The following is a 21336-nucleotide window of genomic DNA, read 5'->3' on the forward strand; positions in this document are numbered from 1 at the left end:
TCCTCGGAATACTCGGGTCGTACTCTGTGCAGGCTCAAAACGATAGACGCAGATCGACCTCCGGTCATTGGTCTTCGGCAGCACAACACTATCATTTTCATCCGCTGTGCTGTACCCAGTGGTACATGAATTACTCTGTGGAATTCTCTTTGGATGTTTCTTCCCTTCTCTTGAGCAAGACGGAGGCCAAGCATCGACAACTCAGGACAACTGCGAAAATTCCTGTCGTGGCGAGATTCGATTCTTGGTTCTGCAAAAAGAGAGGGAGGATTTTATTGGAAGTGGGAAATACCAGCCCTATGCGCCGTCAACGAAACGGCCGGAAGTCCGGTCTCATCAACAATCATTGGACTTGGCGATTCGCTCCACTCCGAGGAGCAGCCGCTCGTGCTTTTCACTGTCGAGAATGACGGCGTCGAGAAGGGCGCCGAAAAACTCGCTCTCATCGGACGGCAGTTGATCCTTCAGCTCGCGGCACGCCGCGACCGTTTCCCCGCTCGTGGTCCTGGAGCTTGCGCATGTGCCGGACGAGCTCGAGACGGTCGATGACCCACGGCATATCCTGCTTGCGTCTGTTTTTGATCCGCAAGTACTTTGCCATCATCCGGAGCAGGCCGTGATGGCGCTCTTCGTCGTGGAGAATAAAATCGATCAGAAACCGTATCGGGCCGCTCTCGATGGGTCCCGCCAGAGAGCGGTATTCTTCCATGATGCCGCTTTCCGTCTCCACGTGTTGGTCGAGACGGGCGGCGCAAACCTCGCGCTGCTTATCGGGGCTCGGACCCTTTTCGCCGGCATGTTTTTTAATCGGTTCCGCGCTTGCTTTCATCTTTTCGCGCCTCCTGTCCCGGTCACAGCCGCGCGAGGCAATCCTGCGCGCAATCCTCCCGCCGCGGCCAGCGCGTGCAGTCTTTAACTCTGAGCCGCGGGCGGCCGACGAGCGAAGAGCAGGCCGCGCGGCGCGCGTCGACGACGATCTCCGCGATCGCCTTCGTCTCGGGACAGGTCACGACTCGTCTTCGGCGGAAACGTCGGTAGCTATCCAAGGCCACGGGGAGCAGAACGAACAAGGTTCCGAACGCGAGCATCGCGGCGATGGCGATCAGCGGAGCGGTCATGGCAGGGCCTCCTTTGAGAATTTTTCCACTTGATAATTTTACGAGCAAAAGCGAGGCCAGAAATCGGCATTTGTTCTAGCCGTTAGACCGCGCACGCGGCATCTTTCAATTCTTAGTTCTGCAAACAAATCGCGAAATTTTATTGGAATTGGGAAGGCGGATCGGCCGATTTGTCGTCCTAAACTTCTCATCGTTGCATTTTCCCATCTTAGACCCCGTGGCATATCTCTTGCTCGATTTGTTCTTGACGCAAAGTACGGACGTAAAGGAGTCCCGTGTCGATATGATGCCGCTTGAGGCCGAACGACTATCCCGCAGCGAACGCCCGCAAGGCCGATTCGTTTACGCGCGCGCGCCGCTGCTCGTTTACTGGGAGCTCACCCGAGCTTGCGATCTCGCCTGCCGCCATTGCCGGGCGGCAGCGATCGCCGGCCGCGACCCGCGCGAGCTCGATACCGCCGAGGCCGAGGCTTTGCTGGAGAGAATTCGCTCCTTCGGCGAGCGCGGCGGCCACCTCGTTCTCACCGGCGGCGATCCGCTCAAGCGCCCCGATCTGTATTCGCTGATCGATTACGGGGCCAGGCTCGGGTTGACCGTCTCGGTCGCGCCCAGCAGCACGCGTCTGCTCACGCGAGAAGTTTTTCAGCGCTTCAAGGATACCGGCGTGGAAAGCATCAGCCTGAGCCTCGACGGCTCGACGCCCGAGCGGCACGACTGCATCCGCGGCATCTCCGGCTGCTTCGCGCGCACTCTCGACCTCGCTCGGGACGCGCTCGGCGCCGGTCTCCGCCTGCAGGTCAACACGCTCGTCACCGCCGAGACGTTGCCGGACCTTGCCGCCGTCTATGACCTGCTCAAATCGCTGCCGCTCATGCGCTGGAAGCTTTTTACCCTGATCGGCGTCGGCCGTGGGCGGACGCTGAACGAACCGACACCCGACGAGTGCGAGTCGCTGCATCACTGGCTCTGCGACATCGCCAAAGATTCCCCGTTTCCGGTCGCGACGACCGAGGCGCCGCATTTTCGCCGCGTCGCGCTGACGCGGCTGCGCGCGCGGGGCGTCCCGCTCTCCGCGATCGAGAAGATGCCGGTCGGACGCGGCTTCGGCGTCCGCGACGGCAACGGCATCCTGTTCATCTCGCACACCGGCTCGGTCTATCCCTCCGGCTTTCTGCCTTTGTCGGCGGGCAACGTGCGCAACGCCGACGTCGTCGATCTCTATCGCAACTCAAATCTGTTCCGGTCGCTCCGTCTGACGCGGCTTTTCAAAGGCAAGTGCGGGCGTTGCGAGTTCAGAGAAATCTGCGGCGGCTCGCGGGCGCGCGCCTACGCCCGCCACGGCGACCCGCTCCAGGCCGATCCGCTATGCGCCTATGAGCCTGGCGTAAATTAAACGCCGAGCCATCTTTCCCGCGGAGGGCGCGGACCTTCGACCGGCGATTTCACCTCCTCTCTGAGTCTTTTCCTAAATCTTGGACTATCTCTCCATTCTTTTCTTATTTGTAGGACCTTTGGCGCCCCGGCTTACCAGCGAGTTACCTGAATCTAAACACAAATTTCGAAAAGAGCTGCTCTCATCACTGGCATAGAAGGTGCTTTTGTGGAGGCTGTTACCACGAAGCCATGAAGACAAACCTCAAGGTTCTAAAGCTGGTGACGGAGCCGGCGGATGCCGCGCCCGAAGTTTATCCATTTCCAGGAATTCCGAGCACTGCCGACGGATCGGAGGCTGTCGTTTGGGTCGAAACCCATATCGGCCAGGGCGCTTGCGCCTACCCGATCACGCCGTCGACGATGATGGGCGGCGCCTATCAAGCGGCGGTCGCCAACGGACAAAAAAATCTTTGGGGCACGCCGCTGGCGTTTCTCGAGCTCGAATCGGAGCACAGCGCCGCCAGCAGTTGCGAAGGCTTCGCGCTCGCCGGCGGACGCGTCGCCACTTTCACCTCCGGCCAGGGACTCATCCTGATGAAGGAAGTCCTCTACGTCATCTCCGGCAAGCGTCTCCCCGTCGTTTTTCACATCGGCGCGCGCGCGCTCACTTCCCAGGCGCTCAACATTCATGCCGGCCACGACGACGTCATGGGCGTCGCCGACTGCGGCTGGGGGATGCTTTTCGGACGCAATCCGCAGGAAGCGGCCGACCTGGCCTTGATCGCGCGCCGCGCCGCCGAAGAATCGGCAACGCCGTTCTTCAACGTGCAGGACGGATTTTTAACCACGCACACGATCGAGAGCATTTGTCTCCCCGAGCTTGAATTGATGAAGCAGTTCGTCGGCGATCCCGACGCGGAACATCGCCTGCGCAATTTGATCGACCCCGATCATCCGATCATGAGCGGCGTCGTGCAGAATCAGGACAGCTACATGAAGGGCAAGATCGCCCAGCGTGTTTTCTACGACCGTCTGCCGGGCATCGTCGAGCGGACGATGGGCCGCTTCGCGGAGTTGACCGGCCGGCGCTACGGCTTGATCGACGCGCACCGCCTAGACGACGCGGAATACGCCGTCGTCGGCATGGGAAGCATGGTGGAGACGGCTGCGGCCACGGCCGATTATTTGCGCGCTCATGACGGCGCGAAAGCCGGCGCGCTGCACGTGACTTCGTTTCGGCCGTTTCCCGGGCCCGAGATCGTGGAGGCGCTGAAGCATCTCAAGGCGATCGCCGTCATCGAGCGACTCGACAATCCCGCGGCGCAATCGAATCCGCTCGCCGCCGAGATCAAGGCGGCGTTCGCCGACGCGCTCACGGGCGCGCCCGGCTATCCGAAGATCAACCGCGCGCCGGTGATTTACTCCGGCTCGGCGGGACTCGGCAGCCGCGACATCGGCCCCGCCGACCTCGCGGCCGTCGTGGAGCACATGCGGCGCCAGCACGAGCGCCGCTTCTTCGTCCTCGGCATCAAGCACGAGCTCGCGCTCGCGGCCGAGAGCGAGCTGCGCGAGCTGGATGCCCGGCCGCACGGCGCTTTCTCGATGCGCGGCCATTCGATCGGCGGCTACGGTTCGGTGACCACCAACCGGATCATCGCCGCGGTGGTCGGGAGTCTCTCCGGTCTCAAGGTCCAGGCCTATCCGCTCTACGGCTCGGAGAAAAAAGGACTGCCGACGACCTACTTTTTGACCGTCGCCGATCAGACGATTCGGATTCACTCGGAGCTGAAGCATGCCGACTTCGTGCCGCTTAACAATGTCGAGGCGTTTCACATCGGCAATCCGGTCGACGGGCTCGCGAGCGGCGGAACCATTTTCTTGCAGCACGCGAGCCGGGACCCGGCGGAGGTGTGGGCGGCCATTCCTAAAAACGCGCAACGGACGATCCGCGAAAAAGGCATTCGCGTGCTGGCGCTCGACGCCGTGAAGATCGCCCAGGAGGTCGCCAGCAAGCCGGATCTGGCGCAGCGCATGCAAGGCATCGTCTTGCTGGGAGTCTTTCTCCGCGTGGCGCCGTTTCTATCAGAATTAACCGACGTAGAGATTTACCGCGCGGTCGAGCAGGCGATGCGGAAGTTTTTCGCCAAGCAGGGGGAGCAGGTGATTCAAGACAATCTTAAAGCGATCAAGCGCGGCAGGCAGGAGGTCTTCGAGCTGCCGCGGGCTTTGATCGAGGCGGCTGCCGAAGAAGACGCGACGCCGGCCGCGGAGATGGGTGTCTCATGAGCAACGTTACAGCGCGGGCGTGGCCGCGCGGCCATGCGGCCGATACAACCGAGCCGGACGACAAACCGGATCTCGACGCTTACGCTGAGGATTTCACCCGGCGCATCGTCCGCGCTTATCAAGAGGGAAAAGGCTCGGCGGCGCTGCCCGCCGACGCGGGCGTCGCACGCAGCCTGGTTCCTCCCGGCACCGGCGCGCTCCGCGACTTCAGCGCGATCGCGCCGGAGATTCCGGAGTTCGACTCCGACCGTTGCGTGGGCTGCATGGCCTGCGTGACGGAATGTCCGGACACCGCCATTCTCGCCAAGGCGATCCCGGAGAGCCGCGTCGAGCGGGCGCTCTCCGAGATCGAAGACGCAAGCGAGCGGTTTTGGGCCGGATCGCACTGGGCGGTGACGCGCAAGTATCACGAGCTGCCGGCGAAGCAGGGGCACGAGCGCGCGGCGTTCGGCGTCTTCATCGATCCGACCAAATGCAAAGGCTGCGGCGAGTGCGTCGCGGTGTGCGACGCGCTCGACTTTCACGCGCTCAAGATGGTCAAGAAAGCCGCCGGGACCTTGCCGCGTTATCAGAAGGCCTTTAACTTTTTCCGCCGCATCGGCCCGACGCCGAGAGAATACTTGAACGAGCGCGCGCTCGCCGATTTCATGCTCGACGAAGCCGCGGCGCTGCTCTACGTCGGCGGCGCGGGCTCGTGCATGGGCTGCGGCGAGGGCACCGCGATCCGCATGATGCTGGCGGCGACCGGATTTGTCCACGGCCGGGAAAAGATCGCGATCGTGGCCTCCACCGGCTGCAATTCGGTTTGCGGCGCGACCTATCCGTTCAATCCCTATCTCGTGCCGTGGACGAACTCGCTGTTCGAGAACGCGCCCGCGGTCGCCATGGGAGTCCGCGCGCGCTGGGACCAGATCGGATGGCCTGACAAAAAACTCTGGGTCATCGGCGGCGACGGCGCGATGTACGACATCGGCTTCCAGAGTCTCAGCCGTCTGTTGGCCAGCGGCATGGACGTGAAAGTGCTCGTGCTCGACACGCAGGTTTATTCCAACACCGGAGGCCAGGCTTCCACGGCTTCGTTCCTGGGCCAGGAGGCGAAGATGGCGGCGTTTGGAAAATCGCTTCACGGCAAGCGCGAGCATCGCAAAGAGTTCGCCGAGATTTGCATGATGCATCCTGAAGTTTACGTGGCGCAGACGACGCCGTCGCACATCAACCATTTTTACAAGGCTATTATGGAGGCCAACGAATATCCCGGCCCGGCCGTGGTCAACGTCTACACGACCTGCCAGCCGGAGCACGGCGTCGCCGACCATCTCTCCGCGAGCCATGCCAAGCTGGCGGTGGAGTCGCGCGCGTTTCCGCTCTTCATCCACGATCCGCGGAGGGGCGATAAAATCCGCGAGCGCCTGAGCCTGGTCGGCAACCCGGCGCAGAAAGAAGACTGGTGGACGCCGTCCAACGGCGACAAGCCGTTTACCTTCATCGACTTCGCCCGCACCGAAGGGCGCTTCGCCAAGCAATTCGACGCGGCGGGAAAGCCGTCTGAGATGGTCTTGCGCGCCGAGGCCGACCGGCTCGCCAACTGGCGCCGGTTGCAAGAGCTGGCGGGACTCCGGTGACGCGACCTTTTATGAGCGCCGGTGTTTTTTCAAATCGTTTTTCTCTGGCGCGCTTTGCCTATCGCCGCCGCGACGTCGAGGCCGCCGAAGCCGCCCATACCCACGATCGTCTCGAAACGGCCCTTTACGAAACCGGACGGCACGGCGAGCATTTGGCCGACGCCGTCCTTGGGGCGACCGACGGCATCGTAACGACTTTCGCCGTCGTCGCGGGCGCCGCGGGCGCCTCTCTCTCTTCGGGCGTCGTCCTCATCATGGGCTTTGCCAACCTCTTCGCCGATGGCTTATCGATGGCGGTCGGCAACTATCTCGGCGCGCGCTCACGGCAGGATTTCTGGCGCGAGGAGCGCGCGCGGGAGATTTGGGAGATCGAGCAGATTCCCGACGCCGAACGGGAAGAGGTTCGCCGCCACTATCGACGCAAGGGCTTCGAAGGGGAGACGCTCGAGCGGATCGTCGGCACGATCACCTCGGACAAACAGCGCTGGCTCGACGAGATGATGCGCGAGGAGCTTGGCATTCGAGAAGAAAAGACGGCGCCGCTGGCGAGCGGCGCGATTACGTTCGCCGCTTTTGCCGTTGCCGGTTTTCTGCCGCTGTTGTCCTACGCCGCCGCGTTCTTCCAGCCGCGCTTCCTGCCGTCCGCGTTCTCGGTCTCGATCGCGCTCACGGCCGTCGCTTTGTTCGGCGTCGGCGCGGCGCGCTGCTTCATCACCCGCCGCCGATGGTGGCGGAGCGGGATCGAGATTCTCAGCCTGGGCGGCGTCGCCGCCGCGTGCGCTTTCAGCGTGGGTTATTTTCTGCGCGCGCTCTTAGAGTGAAAGGAGTCGCTATGGCCCGTGAATGGAAGGGAGAAAAGCCGGTCACCTGGAGAGAAAACGTCTGCATGGCCGCCCTCATCGGCGTCCTGCTTCTCGGATGGATCGCCTGGGCCCGCGCGGCGACGAGCGATGCGGACGATTTCCTGAAAGGAAAACGAACCGCTGCGAGCCGATACCTCCGGCGCGAGAAGAAGCCGCCGCTTTCTCCCGCGCGCTTCGTCGGCCAGACGGCGCGGGCGTACCAAATCGCCAATGACATTCCCGACGTTCTCGACCAGCTCTACTGCTACTGCGGCTGCGACCGGAGTCTCGGCCACAAGAGCCTGCTCTCGTGCTTTACCGACGATCACGGCGCGGGCTGAATTACCATCTGTCAAGGAGAGGCGCTGGACGCGTCTCAAATGGCGAAGGGCGGATACAGCGTGGAGCAGATTCGCTCTTACATCGACCGGAAGTATGGAAAGTGAGGAGTGAGGAGTGAGAAGTGAAGAGCGTCGTTAGCGCTCTGGCGCTGGCGTTGTGCCTCTCAAGCGCAACGACTGCTTTCGCCCACGGCGAGCACGGCGACGCGGCGCCGCCCGCGGGCACGAGCCCGGTCACCGTGAACGGGTTTCAGGTGGAGCTGCTCACGTCGCCGCAGCCGCTTCAGGCGGGAAAGCCAAGCCGAATCGTCGCCAAGGTGCTGCGCGCCGATACGAGGGAACCGGTGACCGGCGGCCAGGTTTCGATCGGCGCCGCTCCGGTCGAGCCATCCGATTCGAACGGCGCGGTTGACGATCACGGCTCTCACGGCCGCGCGGCTCACGCCCCGGCCCCGCCGCCGCTCCTGCCGGTTTCGGAGGTAACCTACGCCGGGAGCTACACGCTGGAGCGCGCGCTGGAACGGCAAGGCCGCGTCATGGTGCGCGTTGCCCTGGAAAAACTCGATGGAAAAAAATTCCGCCCGCCGATCGTCGTCGACTTCCATGTGAACGTGGAGCCCGCCGAATCGCTGCCGCCCGTTCTCATCTTGGCCGGCCTCGCGGCGCTGGCGCTCGCTCTCGTCGGCGTGGGCCGCGCCGTGATTCGTTCGCGTCCCTCGACCGGCCCTGAAGCGCCGGTCGATCTGCTCCAACTCCGCTGGCTCGATCGCTTCGTGCGCTGGAAGGGCTTCCAGCCGTTTTTTCAAATTCCCGTCCTGATCCTGACGGCGCTGCTGGCTTTTCTCGGCTTCGCCGACATCCAGGACGGCGCGAAAAATCTGGCGACGCGGCTCACCTGGATCGTCTGGTGGCCGGGGATCATCTTCACCTTCATTCTCGTCGGCCGCTTCTGGTGCGTCATGTGCCCGTTCGGAGCGCTCAACGAATGGAGCGCGAAGTGGGCGAATCCGCGGCGGATGTTTCCCAAGGCGCTGCGCAATCTCTGGCTCGCGACGTTTCTTTTCGTTTTCCTCACCTGGTTCGACGAGCAGTTGGGCATCATCCGCTCGCCGCTGATGACCGCGTCGCTGATCGTGTTGCTCGCGGCGCTCTCGATCGTCACCGGACTGTTTTATCAGCGGCGCAGTTTTTGCCGTTATCTTTGCCCGATCACCGGACTGCAAGGTCTTTACTCGATGCTCTCGCCGGTCGCGCTGCGCACGAAAAAACCGAGCCGATGCCAAACGGAATGCCGCCAGGATTGCTATCGCGGCAACGACCAGGGGTCCGGCTGCCCGATGTTCGAGTTTCCCATGACGATGGACCGGAACATTTACTGCAACTTTTGTTTCGAGTGCGTGAAGAGCTGCCCGCCGGGAAATCTGTCGCTCGGCACGCGGCCGTTCGGAAAAGAGCTGTGGAGCGCCGGCACGCGGAAGCTCGACGAGGCGTATCTCGCCGCCGCGCTCGTCGGCATCACCAGCGTGGTGAGCGCGCAGATGCTCGGCGGATGGAGCGATTGGATCGCGGTGCTCGCGCGGCTGATGCCTCTGGAACTCCGCACGCTCATGCGTCCGGTGACTTACCTCGCGCTCACCGAGTCGGCGATCTTTTTTCTATTCTCGCTTTTATTCGTTCCCGCTATCGTGCTCGCCGCCGCGTGGGCGGCGGGAAAAATGGCCGGCGGCGGCGAGGGAAGCGTGAAACGAACATTCATCGCCATGGCCGGCATGTTCATCCCGATCGGCCTCGCCATGCACCTGGCGCACAACTCGTCGCACCTGCTCGCCGAGGGCGCGGGAATCGTTCCCGTCTTGCAGCGGACTCTCAATCGCTTCACGCCGCTCGATTTCGGCGCGCCGAGTTGGCAGGCCGCGCCGATCGCTTCGCCGGAAGCGATCCACTGGCTGCAGACGCTGCTGATTCTCGCCGGTTTCGCCTTCTCTCTCGCGGCCTACGAGCGGTTGTCGCTTAAATGGCGAAAAGAGCGGGCCGCCGCCGGCAAGGCGCTGATCCCGTTCGCCGCCATTGCTCTTCTCTTCACTCTGATAAATTTGATCCTGCTCAACCAGCCGATGGCGATGCGCCACGGGATGTGAGGAAAATTCGCAGCTCGGGAGGAGAGACGCCGGAATTGTAAATCGGCGCAAGCCTCCTGCCTTCGCCGCCGAAAATATGACACAATAATTGGTTATAAAGACACCAGCAGCAACTGCCGGGAGGAACATGGCTCAGAGGAAATTCGGGGAAGAAGATCTGCGGCGCTACCGGGCGAACTATCTGGCCGAGATGGACGGCATCGCCCTCTATAGCGCCTTGGCGGCGGCGGAGAAGGATGAGAAACGGGCGGCGGTCTTCGGCCAGTTGGCGCGCGCCGAGGAGCGCCACGCCAATCGATGGGCCGGACTCCTTCGTTCCGCCGGCGAAGCAGCGCCCGATTACACTCCCACGGCCCGGGTCCGCATCCTGGGCCTCCTCGCGCGCCTCTTCGGCACGCAGCGAGTCCTGCCGATAGTCAGCAACATAGAGAGCAGCGATGCGAATCGATATTCGAGCCAGCCGGAAGCATCGGGTTTGCCGGAGGAAGAAGAGTCGCACCGCGAGACGTTGAGGACGCTGCAACTCGGTCCGGGAGCGCAACCGATCATGGGACGCGAGCGCTGGCATCGCGTGGGACGGAGCGGCAGCCTGCGGGCCGCGGTCTTTGGCGTCAACGACGGTTTGGTCTCCAACTTCAGTCTGGTCATGGGCTTTGCCGGCGCCGTGGCCGGCTCCGATTATATTCTGCTCGCCGGCATTGCGGGTCTCCTGGCCGGCGCTTTTTCCATGGGGGCGGGGGAATACGTCTCCATGGCCGCGCAGAAAGAGCTGCTCGAACAGCAGATCGCGCTGGAAAAACAGGAGCTGGAGTTGTCGCCGAAGGAAGAGGAGGAAGAACTTTCTCTCATCTACCAGGCGAAGGGGATTCCGGAAAGCGAAGCATCCGGCCTGGCGAGGAGAATTATCGCCAATCCGGCCACGGCTCTCGACACCCTCGTGCGCGAGGAGTTGGGGTTGGACCCGTCGGAGCTCGGCTCGCCCTGGGGCGCCGCCGCCAGCTCTTTCTTCGCGTTCGTTACGGGAGCGATCGTTCCCGTGCTGCCCTATTTGATGACGTCGGGAAAGAATGCGCTGGCCGCGAGCGCGGTGTTAAGTTGTCTGGCGCTCTTCGGCATCGGCGCGCTGCTCTCCGTTTTCACCGCTCGCGGGCCGCTCCTCAGCGGCTTTCGCATGCTCGGCATCGGACTCTTGGCCTCGACGATCACTTACGGCGTCGGCTGGTTGCTCGGGGTCTCCGTAGCATAGATCGAGAAAGCCTCGGGCGGACGGGCCAGCGCTCTTCCAGCGTAGACAGCTCAGCGTTGCAGGGTTTGGATATGTTCGGTGATCACTTTTTCTTTTAGCAGGGTGGTGAGCTCCGGGTACTTCCCTTCCTTAAGCCCCTCTTTGAAAACCTCTCCCCAGACCGGCATCCCGGGATCTCCATGACCCCTGACTTTCCTCGTGCCGTCGATGGAGGACATGACCCGGTTATAAGGAAAGACGCCTTTGTTGTTTTTCTTAAGCAGAGTCAGGTCGGGAACCTTAACCTTGAGCACCGGAGTTACGGAACCGTTTCCCTTGCCGTCCTGGCCGTGACAAGAGCTGCAATACTTTAGGTAGAGGTCTCGACCCGTGTCGGCTTCTCCGGCCCAGGATCGAGTCGAAAGAAGTGCCGTCACAGAGAGCAGGAAGATCGCCGGGAAGATAATAATTCGCCGATTCATTTTCGCTCTGATCGAAGCTGAGTCTCGAAATATTCTTATCCGGCGTACATATCACGCCGCGGCCTGATGCGGAAGCGCCTCTCTCTTCGGCCGGACCGTCAGAACCGGACATGCCGCCAGCCGTACGACCTTTTCGGCCACGCTCCCTATGAGCGTGTGGAGAAATCCGGTTCTGCCGTGGGTGGACATGATGATCATGTCCACTTTTTCTGCCGCCGCTTTCTCTACGATGTTGCGGAACGGAGTCCCGATCGCGACTTCCTGGCGCACCGTTGTCTTGGCGATGAGATCGGCGAAATTTTCCTGGAGGAATTTGGCCAGATGCTTGCGGTGCTCTTCCACTGCCTCCTCGGCCGTGGGAACTTGGTAAGGGAGCGGGGCAACTTCCGGCTCGTAATAGGGAACCGCTTCTTGGTACCCGACGACGTTGTAAGCGATCACCTCGCTGCCCGAAGACGACGCCTCTTCCAGAGCGTAACGCACGCCGGCTTGCGAAAGCTCGGAGAGGTCGGTGGGCGCGAGAATCTTTTTCACTTTGTTCATTGCGCGCTCCTTTCCCTGCATGGATTGTCGATACTATCTGCTTGGAGCAAGACTTATGCCCCGTCTCATCCTGAAGAAACTGCGTGCCGTCGTTGTGATTTATCTAGATCGGCGGCCGATCATTTTGTCGGCTTTGGGATTCCATGCCGCAGATTTTCTCACTTGTGAGAAATCAATCCATATCCGATCCCCTCGGCGCCGAGAAAGCCGAGCTTTTTTTGCCGGCAAGCTCTGGCATGGGATGTGCGCCTTTCTAGGGTTCGAAGGAGACGTGCGATGAGAAACGAGCACGAGTTAACGTTCACTACGGAGGTTCAGTGGACCGAAGGCCGGCACGGCGAATTGAAATCTATCGGTTTGCCAACTCTGGAGGTGGCGGCGCCGCCTGAGTTTCAGGGACGCAAAAATACCTGGACTCCGGAGCATCTCTATGTCGGGTCTGTGGCCTCTTGTTTCATGCTGACGTCTGTCGCCTTGGCCGAGCACGCAAAGCTTGTATTGGAGAGTTTCAGCGTCAAAGCCGAAGGCAAACTAGGCAACGTCGAAGGGCGGCTCCAAATCACGGAGATCATTCTCACGCCGACAGCCGTCGTCTCGCGTATCGAAGATGTTGGGCGAGTTGAGACTCTGTTAGTGAAGGCGGAACGGAACTGCTTCATTGCGGCTTCGATCAAGAGCCGGGTTTTCGTGCTGCCGCAGGTCTATCACCGGCAACTCCCGGCCACTCCCTGTCCGGCGGTCTCTCCGGCCACCGCTTCGGCGGCGTAGGGAAGAGAGGGAGACGATGGGCGCCGTAATCAAACCCAAAGTAGCGCTCATGTTGGGAGTGTTCCCCGGATGTCTCTTGGTTGCCTCGCCGGACCGGCTCCGGGACTAACTCAGCTCACCGGGGATTTCATTCGCGTCGAAAGGGAGGGGATCAAGAAATATAGGGAGCTCATCAGATCGAGCAAGGGCTACTATCGGGAGCTTTTTGTCGTGCTCTTCGAGTCCATGATCCACGACTCCGAAAAGCACATCAAGATGCTTGAGTTTCTGCGCGAGCGATTGGAAGAAGCCTAAGTGCGCGGCATTTAGGCAGAGGCCGCCAAATCAAAATCATGCGAGACGCATCTGCGTCAACGACGCATACGCAGCGCCTCTACTTATGTCCGGAACAATCTTTACTTCGAGGGCCGTTACTCCGTTAAGTTCTACACGGTAGTCCTCGACCTCTTCGATCGTGTCGGGCGGGCTGAAGGTGTACTGCTGACGCACGATTTCTCTGGAATGCTTCTGCCCTTCCGGCAGCCAGCGAAGCGCGAACTCCTGCGTGCGCGCCTGCTCCTTTTCGTCGAACCTAAGAAAGATACGCCGCAGGCTGTGCGGATGGTCAAAAACGACGCGGATCGTCTGCTCACCGGGTTGCGCCGCGCGCCAGCCGGGACCTCCGCCCGGCACCAGCGCCGATTCGACCGGGTGCGCTGAATTTTCGGAGGTGATCTCGACTTGTATCAGGCCCTCAAGGTCCAACCAGCTTTGACCGGAAGGTAAGTTGCCTTCAGAGATTGAATCGATTATTTTCTTACGCATCGGATCCCCCTTTCGTTCACCTAATTAACGTAGCACCATTGAAGCGTCTCTGCGACGGTCCGCTCCTGAGCGCTTGGCATTTAGCCGGCGGCGCGTCGGGTGGGATTCGTTTTCGTGGGTAGGCTAGCCTACAGCACCTCCTTCTGGGACTTCGGTTTCCCGCCGCAGACCGGACATTTTCCCGGACGCAAGACGGCCTTGGTGACCCAGGTGTCGCCGCATTTTGCGCACCTGGTCCAAACCACTGTGTGCTTACGATCTCTTGTAGCCATACGGTTAGTTTGCCGGCGCCTCAATCTCGGATTCCTCCATGGAGGTCAGCGTCCACTATGTCCCGAATGAGACGTTATGAACATAGGGTGAAGACCTAAATTCAAAGGCGGATCATACCTACTGAGAAGTGGTCAGGCGGTGGCACGATCAATTCCCTCTTGCTGATCAAAAGCCTGGTGTTAATATTTTTGCGTTAGGTTCGCTTTCCAGCCAACCGATAATAAGGAACGGGCGCTCGTGAGTTCGAAATCCTTCATCCTCACGGTCAACGGGGGATCGTCCAGTGTCAAGTTCGCGCTGTTTCGCAGCGGCAAAGTCCTCGAACGCACGCTCTCCGGCAAGATCGAGCGCATCGGTCTAGCGGACGGCAAGTTGACGCTGGATGACATTGCCAGCGGGCGCAGCGAGCGCCACGACGTCAGCGCTCGCGATCACGCCGCCTGTGTCGATCCACTGGTAAGTCTACTGCAACACAAGGTAAGTTTCGCCGAGCTTCTCGCCGTCGGTCATCGCGTCGTCCACGGCGGCATGCGCTACGGCGAGCCGGTGCGCGTCACTCCGGAGGTTCTGGCCGAGCTCAGCCGGCTCAGTCCTTACGACCCCGAGCATCTTCCGGCGGAGCTCGGCCTGATCGAGGCTTTCGGCCAAAAATTTCCCGAGCTGCCGCAGGTTGTCTGCTTCGATACCGCTTTCCACCGCCGCATGCCGCGCGTCGCGCGCCTGCTTCCAATCCCCCGCCGTTACGAAGCTGAAGGACTCCGCCGTTACGGTTTTCACGGACTCTCTTACGAGTTTCTCATGGAGGAGCTTCAGCGCGTCGGCGGCAGCGAGGCCGCCAACGGACGGGTGATTCTCGCTCACCTGGGAAACGGCGCCAGCCTCGCGGCGGTGAGCGGCGGCCGGAGCATCGACACGACGATGGGCTTCACGCCGGCGGCGGGATTGCCGATGAGCACGCGCTCGGGCGACCTGGATCCCGGCGTGGTCGCGTATCTCGCAAGGACGGAGCGGATGACCGTCGAGCAGTTTCATGAAATGGTCAACAGCCGCTCCGGCCTTCTCGGCATATCGGAGACCAGTCCCGACGTGCGCGACTTGCTGGCCGCGGAGAAAAATGATCCGCGCGCCGCCGAAGCGATCGCGCTCTTCTGCTATCAGGCGAAAAAATGGCTCGGCGCGTTTGCCGCGGCGCTCGGCGGGTTGGATACGCTCGTCTTCGCCGGCGGCATCGGCGAAAACTCGCCGGAGGTGCGCGCGCGGATCTGCCGGGGCCTCGAATTCATCGGCATCGAGCTGGATCGCGATCGCAACCAGTCAAACGAGCCCGTCATCTCGAAAGCGGGCGGCAGCGTGGTGGTGCGCGTCATCCGGACCGACGAGGAGATCCAGATCGCCAAAGCGGTCCGGAACGTGATGGCGGCGGAAACGGCGGAGCAAAAACCGTAAGCCGGCCGCAGGCTTCCAGAGCGTGAATCTATTATGATGAGGAAGAAAACGCAGAAAGCGCTCAGACCTGAATTGCTGCGCAAGATCGACGCCTATTGGCGCGCCGTGAACTATCTGTCGGTCGGCCAGATCTATCTATACGACAATCCGCTGCTCAAGAAGCCGCTCAAACGCGAGCACATCAAGCCGCGTCTTCTCGGCCACTGGGGCACGACCCCCGGCCTAAACTTCATCTACGTTCACCTCAATCGCGTGATCAAGGAACACGATCTTAACGTGATCTACATCACGGGACCCGGCCACGGCGGCCCGGGGTTGGTGGCGAACACCTACCTCGAAGGGACTTACAGCGAGATCTACCCTGATATCTCTCAAGACGAGGAGGGGATGAAGCGTTTGTTCAAGCAATTTTCATTTCCCGGCGGCGTTCCGAGCCACGTCGCGCCGGAGACGCCGGGCTCGATCCATGAAGGCGGCGAGCTCGGATACGCGTTGGTCCACGCTTTCGGCGCGGCTTTCGACAACCCGGATTTGCTGGTTGCCTGTGTGGTCGGCGACGGCGAGGCCGAGACGGGACCGCTGGCCGCGAGCTGGCATTCGAACAAATTCCTCAATCCCGTTCGCGACGGCGCGGTGCTGCCGATTCTCCACCTGAACGGCTACAAGATCGGCGGGCCGACCGTCTTCGGCCGCATGCCGCGCGACGAAGTCGACTCCCTGTTCTGCGGTTACGGCTACGCGCCGTATTGGGTCGAAGGCGACGATCCGCCTAAGATGCATCAGCTCATGGCGGCGACGTTGGATGAGGCGGTTGCCGGAATTAAAAAAATCCAACGCGAAGCTCGCCGCGACGGCTTCAAGCAGCGTCCCCGTTGGCCCATGATCGTCCTCAGCACGCCGAAGGGCTGGACCGGGCCGAAGAAAGTCGACGGTAAACCCGTGGAGAATACGTTCCGCGCGCATCAGGTGCCCATGGGCGAGATGGACAAACCCGGGCACATCAGGATCCTCGAGAAGTGGATGAAGAGCTACAAGCCGGAGCGGCTCTTCGATAGAGCAGGCAAGCTGCTTCCCGAACTGGCGGAGCTGGCGCCGCGGGACGGCCGGCGCATGGGCGCCAACCCGCACGCCAACGGCGGCCTTCTATTGCGCGATCTTCGCCTGCCCGATTTCCGCGACTATGCGGTCGCCGTCCCGCGCCCGGGCGCGGTCGACGCCGAGGCCACGCGCGTGCAGGGGCAATTCGTCCGCGACGTGCTCAAGCTCAACGAAAAAAATTTCCGCGTCTTCAGCCCGGACGAGACCGCCTCGAACCGCTGGAACGCGGTGTTCGAAGTCACCGACCGCTGCCTGGTCGAGGAGATCTTGAAGACCGACGAGCACGTGTCGCACGACGGCCGGGTGATGGAAGTGCTGAGCGAGCACATGTGCCAGGGCTGGCTCGAAGGTTATCTGCTGACCGGCCGCCACGGGTTTTTCAGTTGCTACGAGGCTTTCATCCACATCGTCGATTCGATGTTCAATCAGCACGCCAAGTGGTTAAAGACCACGCGCGAGATCCCGTGGCGGCGGCCGATCGCTTCGCTCAACTATTTGCTGACGTCGCACGTCTGGCGGCAGGATCACAACGGCTTCAGCCACCAGGATCCCGGCTTTATCGATCACGTTACCAACAAGAAAGCCGAGATCGTCCGCGTCTATCTAGCGCCGGACGCGAACACGCTTCTCTCCGTCACCGATCACTGCCTGCGCAGCCGCAATTATGTGAACGTCATCGTGGCCGGCAAGCAGCCGGCCCCGCAGTGGCTCGACATGGACGCCGCGATTAAACACTGCGCCGCCGGCGCCGGCATCTGGGAATGGGCCAGCAACGACAAAGGAAGCGAGCCCGACGTGGTGATGGCCTCGGCCGGCGATGTGCCTACGATGGAAACGCTCGCGGCGGTCGATTTGCTGAGAACCTTGATTCCGGAGCTCAAGGTCCGCGTTATCAATGTGGTCGATCTCATGAAGCTCCAACCCGAGAGCGAGCACCCGCACGGACTCAGCGACAAAGAGTTCGATATCCTCTTCACCCGGGACAAGCCGATTATCTTCGCCTTTCACGGCTATCCCTGGCTCATCCACCGGCTAACGTATCGCCGGACCAATCATGGCAACCTTCATGTCCGCGGTTATAAAGAAGAGGGCACGACCACGACTCCGTTCGATATGGCGGTGCTGAACGACCTCGACCGCTTCCACCTCGTTTCGGATGTCATCGATCGGGTGCCGGGGCTGGGTTCTCACGCCGCCTATGCCAAGCAAGCCATGCAAGAGAAGCTGATCGAGCACAAGCAGTACATCGTGGAACACGGCGAGGACCTGCCGGAGGTGCGCAACTGGAAGTGGGGCGGCGGTCGCTGATGTTGGAATGCCGATGCGCCCGCGCTCGCGCGGAACCGCCTCGGTCTAGCTCCGGGATTTAGGCCGCCGCGGCGGTTCTTGCCTCTTTGCCGATTTTCTCCGGGCGGATCGAAAGCACCGGGCATGGCGCATTGCGAACCACCCTCTCGGTGACGCTCCCCACGAGAATGTGCGACAGCCCGGTCCTTCCGTGCGTGGAGATGACGATCAAGTCCACGCCTTCTTTCTTCGCCACGTCCACGATGTTGATGTCGGCCGCCCCAAGCTCGGCATTGGTATGGATCTCGACCCCTGGAAGAAAATCCGAGCAATGAATCTCAAGAAAGCGCTGGAGCGCGGTATCGTACTTCCCGACCAGGTCGCCCCGCAGGCTTGACCGGCTGTAGCGCATTAGCTCTTCCGTCTCGATCGCATGATACACGGTGACCGCCGCTCCAATTGTCCTGGCCAGATTGAGAGCGTAACGCACGCCGGCTGCGGAAAGCTCGGAGAGATCGGTCGGCGCGAGAATCTTTTTGATCTTATCCATAACTGTCTCCTTTCCCACGTACCTCCGTAGATGAGCATACGTTATGCCAATTCAAAGCGCCTGGAAGTACGGATATAAATAGGGTCATTGGACAGAACTCTTCCCAGTTTTGCGATTATTCTCAGCTCGATTCTCAGGCGTGGGAAAAATAATCGTTGTCAGCGCGATGAATTCGAGGTAAAAATCCGGGCATACTTATTGCGGTTACCTGGTGCGTGATTGCGACAATGCGAGTAATAACGGCAGCCCTTCGAGTACCGGTGTTACTGTTTCTATTCTCGCCGTCCCCGATCTTTGCCTATGAGGAGATGGCCGTCACCAATGGCGGGACGATCAAGGGCAAGGTCAAGCTCTCCGCCAAAGCCCCCAAGCTTCCGCCGCTCGATATCACCAAGTTCAAGGAAGTCTGTCAGAACGTCCCGAACGAAACCCTCGTGATCGGCCCGGCTCAGGGGATTCGTTACGCCGTCGTGACGCTGGAAGGAATTACCAAAGGCCAGCCTGTCGAGCGCGAGGTCGTTCACGAGATGGACAACGTCAAGTGCCGCTTCCTGCCGCACGTCGTGGCGGCGAGCGTGGGGCAGTTTCTCTTATTCAAGAACAATGATCCGATTCTCCACACGGCGCACGCGCTCTTCAAGGCGGGCCAGCCGCAGTTCAATATCGGACTCTATCCCGGCCGGGTAAGCCGCAAGCCTTTGCTCAACCCCGGCGTCGTCAAGATCGTCTGCGAAGCGCATCCGTGGATGAGCGCTTACGTCGTCGTAACCGAGCATCCGTATCACGCGGTTACCGATATGTACGGCGACTACGACATCCGCGACGTGCCGCCCGGCGTCTATAAGCTCAAAGTTTGGCACGAGACTTTGGGCGAGCAGGAAAGGCAGGTCGAGGTGAAAGCCGCCGGAACCTCGCAGGCGGACTTCAGCCTCTCGTATCCTTCGGGAGGAAAAAAATGACCCGGTATTCGCTGTGCGTCGCGGCGCTCGCGACGGCGTTGTTCTCAACGGCCGCTTTCTCGGGAGAAGCGGCCAAGACCGGGGTCGTCAAGGGAACGATCACCATCGCGGGAAAACCGACCGCCGATGCCGTTGTCTCGATCGAAGGAGCGGCGGCAGAGGGCGGAAAGCCGGCGAACGCGCCTAAGCGGGCCATGGTCGATCAACGAGAACTCAAATTTATCCCGCGCGTAACGGCCGTGATCGTCGGCACGACGGTCGATTTCCCCAACAACGATAAGACATTCCACAATGTCTTCTCCAACTCCGAGGCGAAGAAGTTCGATCTCGGTCTCTATCCTTCCGGACAGAGCCGCAGCGTGACTTTCGACAAGTCCGGCGTCGTGAAGATTCTCTGCAGCGCCCATCCTCACATGGAGGCGTACGTCGTGGTGAAGGGCCACCGCTATTTCACCGGCGCCGACGCGCGCGGAAACTACAGCCTTAATGCCGTGCCTTTGGGAAAATATCGCCTTGAAGTCTGGCATCCCGACTTAGGTGCGAAAGTCGTGCCGGTAGAACTGGTTCGCGAAGGCGAGGTGCTCGCGATAAACGTCGATCTGAAGGGGAAATAGTTAGCGCCGGATTTCCCCGGCTGGAAGCTCAAAGACCATGTCGATCGCCCGGCTGTCAAGATGTCAATCGAGGCCTGACTCTGCGCTAGGCTCGGCTTTTTTCCGGTCGCTTCACAATCCCGGCTAAGGACCGCAACGCCGTGGTACAATCGTCGCGCAAGCAATTGCCCGGGGTCGAACCGAGACTGGGTGTGAAGAGATGCGGAGAGTTAGGTCCGGCCATTCTTTTTTTCAGGAGGGATTACCATGAAACGATGGATGATTCTCGTTGCTCTTCTTTTAGGTAGTGTGGCCCTCGCTACCTGTACGGCGCTCACTCTCTCCCAAGCGCCCCGGGAGGTCGCTTTCACGGGGGATTGGGAGAAAGTTCCGGCGAAGCCGGTCACGCTTTTTTATCCCGGGCAGAGTTCGTGGGAGTTCCTTACGAGTCCGGCGCATCCGGGGGCCGAGCCTCTGAAGGCAGGTATGGACTGCGCTACTTGTCACAAACCGTTAGGTGGACCAGAAAAACTCGGCGCGTCGCTCGTCAAGCACGCGAAGTTGGAACCCGACCCGATCGCGGGCAAACGTTCGACGGTCGATCTATCGGTGAAGGCCGCGTTCGACGGCGAATACATCTACTTCCGCTTCGAGTGGGAGTCCAAAGAGCCAGGGGTAACCCACACGCTGTGGCGTTACGACGGCAGCAAGTGGATTAGCTGGGGAGGTGAGAAGCCCGATGTGTTGAAGAAAGGCATTCCACCCAGCTACGAGGATCGCCTGGCGATTCTGATCGGCGAGCCAAACGCCGTTCCCGCTTACGACGGCGCCAGGGTCACCTTCTCTCAGGCCGGCTGTTTCATCACCTGTCATAACAGCATGCGCGCCATGCCGAGAGAGCCGGCCGCAGCGGCCTTGAGTGCCCATCCATTCTGGGGTGAAAAGGGCCGTCGAGTAGGGGACATACGGAAATACCTGCTCCTCACCCGGACGGCGCAGGATGACGCGGGCGCTTGGGACAAGGTGAAAAGCGCGGCCGAGTTGGAGACATTGAAAAAAACCGGCAAGTTCCTCGATCTCTGGCAATGGCGCGCGGCCCGCTCCAACCCGGTGGGATTTGCGGGAGACGACTACGTTTTAGAGTACCGTTTAAGCGACGCCGGCAAAAATCCTTTTACGACTCCCGCCAAGCCGGCATGGATGTACGACGCGAGCAAGACGGGGTTTGCCGCCATTCCGGAAGCGGATCTCACAACAATGCTCGATAAATTTCCTCTGGTCATCGGCAGGAACGCCGTCGCCCTCGACCCGAAGGCTTCCTTCAAGGCCGGAGACATCCTGCCTCAGCCGGTGCTGCAAGAGCCGGCGGGAAGCGCAGCCGACATCCAGGCGAGCGGCGTTTGGAGAAACGGCCGATGGACGGTCGATCTCAAGCGCAAGCTCAACACCGGCAACCCGGACGACCGCGTGCTGGAGCCGGGGAAGGTGTACGATATCGGTTTTGCCGTCTTCGAGGATAAGGTCTCCAACCGCCGTCATCATGTAACCTTGCCGCCTGTGACGTTGGGGTTGGGAGTCGACGCGGAC

20 protein-coding genes are annotated in these 21336 nt (G+C 61.0%); 14 read left to right on the forward strand and 6 right to left on the reverse strand.

Annotated elements, in window-relative coordinates:
- Nucleotides 1-442: 442 nt before the first annotated feature.
- Entirely contained in the window at nt 443-829 is a 387-nt protein-coding gene (locus VGL70_12105) for a hypothetical protein (protein ID HEY3304268.1), read from the reverse strand.
- Between the two features lie 22 nt (nt 830-851).
- Nucleotides 852-1118 (reverse strand): hypothetical protein, encoded by a 267-nt coding sequence (locus tag VGL70_12110; protein HEY3304269.1) that lies wholly within the window; start codon nt 1116-1118, stop codon nt 852-854.
- 283 nt (nt 1119-1401) lie between these two features.
- Here VGL70_12110 and VGL70_12115 point away from each other — a divergent pair, with 283 nt between their 5' ends.
- From VGL70_12115 to VGL70_12145, 7 genes are all read left to right on the forward strand, one after another.
- On the forward strand, nt 1402-2511 hold the full coding sequence (locus VGL70_12115; protein HEY3304270.1) for a TIGR04053 family radical SAM/SPASM domain-containing protein: 1110 nt from the start codon (nt 1402-1404) through the stop codon (nt 2509-2511).
- Between the two features lie 230 nt (nt 2512-2741).
- A complete protein-coding gene (locus VGL70_12120; GenBank protein HEY3304271.1) occupies nt 2742-4778 on the forward strand; it encodes a 2-oxoacid:acceptor oxidoreductase family protein in 2037 nt (678 codons plus the stop codon).
- A complete protein-coding gene (locus VGL70_12125; protein ID HEY3304272.1) occupies nt 4775-6400 on the forward strand; it encodes a thiamine pyrophosphate-dependent enzyme in 1626 nt (541 codons plus the stop codon). The genes VGL70_12120 and VGL70_12125 overlap by 4 nt, the downstream gene beginning before the upstream one ends.
- Before the next feature lie 11 nt (nt 6401-6411).
- Nucleotides 6412-7221 carry a VIT1/CCC1 transporter family protein gene (locus tag VGL70_12130; protein HEY3304273.1) on the forward strand — a complete coding sequence of 270 codons (810 nt, stop codon included), beginning with the start codon at nt 6412-6414 and terminating at the stop codon, nt 7219-7221.
- Between the two features lie 11 nt (nt 7222-7232).
- Complete coding sequence (locus tag VGL70_12135; GenBank protein ID HEY3304274.1) at nt 7233-7688, forward strand: CYCXC family (seleno)protein; 456 nt, start codon at nt 7233-7235, stop codon at nt 7686-7688.
- A gap of 17 nt (nt 7689-7705) precedes the next feature.
- Nucleotides 7706-9721 carry a 4Fe-4S binding protein gene (locus tag VGL70_12140; protein ID HEY3304275.1) on the forward strand — a complete coding sequence of 672 codons (2016 nt, stop codon included), beginning with the start codon at nt 7706-7708 and terminating at the stop codon, nt 9719-9721.
- A gap of 127 nt (nt 9722-9848) precedes the next feature.
- Nucleotides 9849-10967: a VIT1/CCC1 family protein gene (locus tag VGL70_12145; protein HEY3304276.1), complete on the forward strand. Its 1119-nt coding sequence runs from the start codon at nt 9849-9851 to the stop codon at nt 10965-10967.
- Between the two features lie 50 nt (nt 10968-11017).
- Here VGL70_12145 and VGL70_12150 read toward each other — a convergent pair whose 3' ends face one another.
- Both VGL70_12150 and VGL70_12155 read right to left on the reverse strand, forming a co-directional pair.
- On the reverse strand, nt 11018-11428 hold the full coding sequence (locus tag VGL70_12150; GenBank protein HEY3304277.1) for a c-type cytochrome: 411 nt from the start codon (nt 11426-11428) through the stop codon (nt 11018-11020).
- 51 nt (nt 11429-11479) lie between these two features.
- A complete protein-coding gene (locus tag VGL70_12155; protein ID HEY3304278.1) occupies nt 11480-11971 on the reverse strand; it encodes a universal stress protein in 492 nt (163 codons plus the stop codon).
- A gap of 276 nt (nt 11972-12247) precedes the next feature.
- On the opposite strand from VGL70_12155, the gene VGL70_12160 reads away from it, so the two are divergent.
- Entirely contained in the window at nt 12248-12739 is a 492-nt protein-coding gene (locus tag VGL70_12160; GenBank protein ID HEY3304279.1) for an OsmC family protein, read from the forward strand.
- Nucleotides 12740-12808: 69 nt separating this feature from the next.
- Nucleotides 12809-13033, forward strand: coding sequence for a hypothetical protein (locus VGL70_12165; protein HEY3304280.1), 225 nt, complete (start codon nt 12809-12811; stop codon nt 13031-13033).
- Nucleotides 13034-13069: 36 nt separating this feature from the next.
- On the opposite strand, the gene VGL70_12170 is transcribed toward VGL70_12165, so the two are convergent.
- Complete coding sequence (locus VGL70_12170) at nt 13070-13543, reverse strand: hypothetical protein (protein ID HEY3304281.1); 474 nt, start codon at nt 13541-13543, stop codon at nt 13070-13072.
- A 510-nt stretch (nt 13544-14053) separates the two neighbouring features.
- Here VGL70_12170 and VGL70_12175 point away from each other — a divergent pair.
- The gene (locus VGL70_12175; protein ID HEY3304282.1) at nt 14054-15262 is read left to right on the forward strand and encodes an acetate/propionate family kinase; all 1209 of its coding nucleotides are present in this window, start codon (nt 14054-14056) and stop codon (nt 15260-15262) included.
- Between the two features lie 36 nt (nt 15263-15298).
- Nucleotides 15299-17668, forward strand: coding sequence for a phosphoketolase family protein (locus VGL70_12180; protein HEY3304283.1), 2370 nt, complete (start codon nt 15299-15301; stop codon nt 17666-17668).
- A 58-nt stretch (nt 17669-17726) separates the two neighbouring features.
- Here the strand turns inward: VGL70_12180 and VGL70_12185 are convergent, their stop codons facing one another.
- A complete protein-coding gene (locus tag VGL70_12185; protein HEY3304284.1) occupies nt 17727-18197 on the reverse strand; it encodes a universal stress protein in 471 nt (156 codons plus the stop codon).
- A gap of 308 nt (nt 18198-18505) precedes the next feature.
- Here VGL70_12185 and VGL70_12190 point away from each other — a divergent pair, with 308 nt between their 5' ends.
- From VGL70_12190 to VGL70_12200, 3 genes are all read left to right on the forward strand, one after another.
- Nucleotides 18506-19156: a carboxypeptidase regulatory-like domain-containing protein gene (locus VGL70_12190; protein HEY3304285.1), complete on the forward strand. Its 651-nt coding sequence runs from the start codon at nt 18506-18508 to the stop codon at nt 19154-19156.
- Nucleotides 19153-19770 (forward strand): carboxypeptidase regulatory-like domain-containing protein, encoded by a 618-nt coding sequence (locus tag VGL70_12195; GenBank protein HEY3304286.1) that lies wholly within the window; start codon nt 19153-19155, stop codon nt 19768-19770. Before VGL70_12190 ends, VGL70_12195 begins: the two co-directional genes overlap by 4 nt.
- Nucleotides 19771-20016: 246 nt before the next feature.
- Nucleotides 20017-21336: ethylbenzene dehydrogenase-related protein (locus tag VGL70_12200; protein ID HEY3304287.1), on the forward strand; the 1320-nt coding region annotated here is incomplete at its 3' end.

The organism is Candidatus Binatia bacterium (assembly GCA_036504975.1).
GTDB lineage: Bacteria > Desulfobacterota > Binatia > UBA9968 > UBA9968 > JAJPJQ01.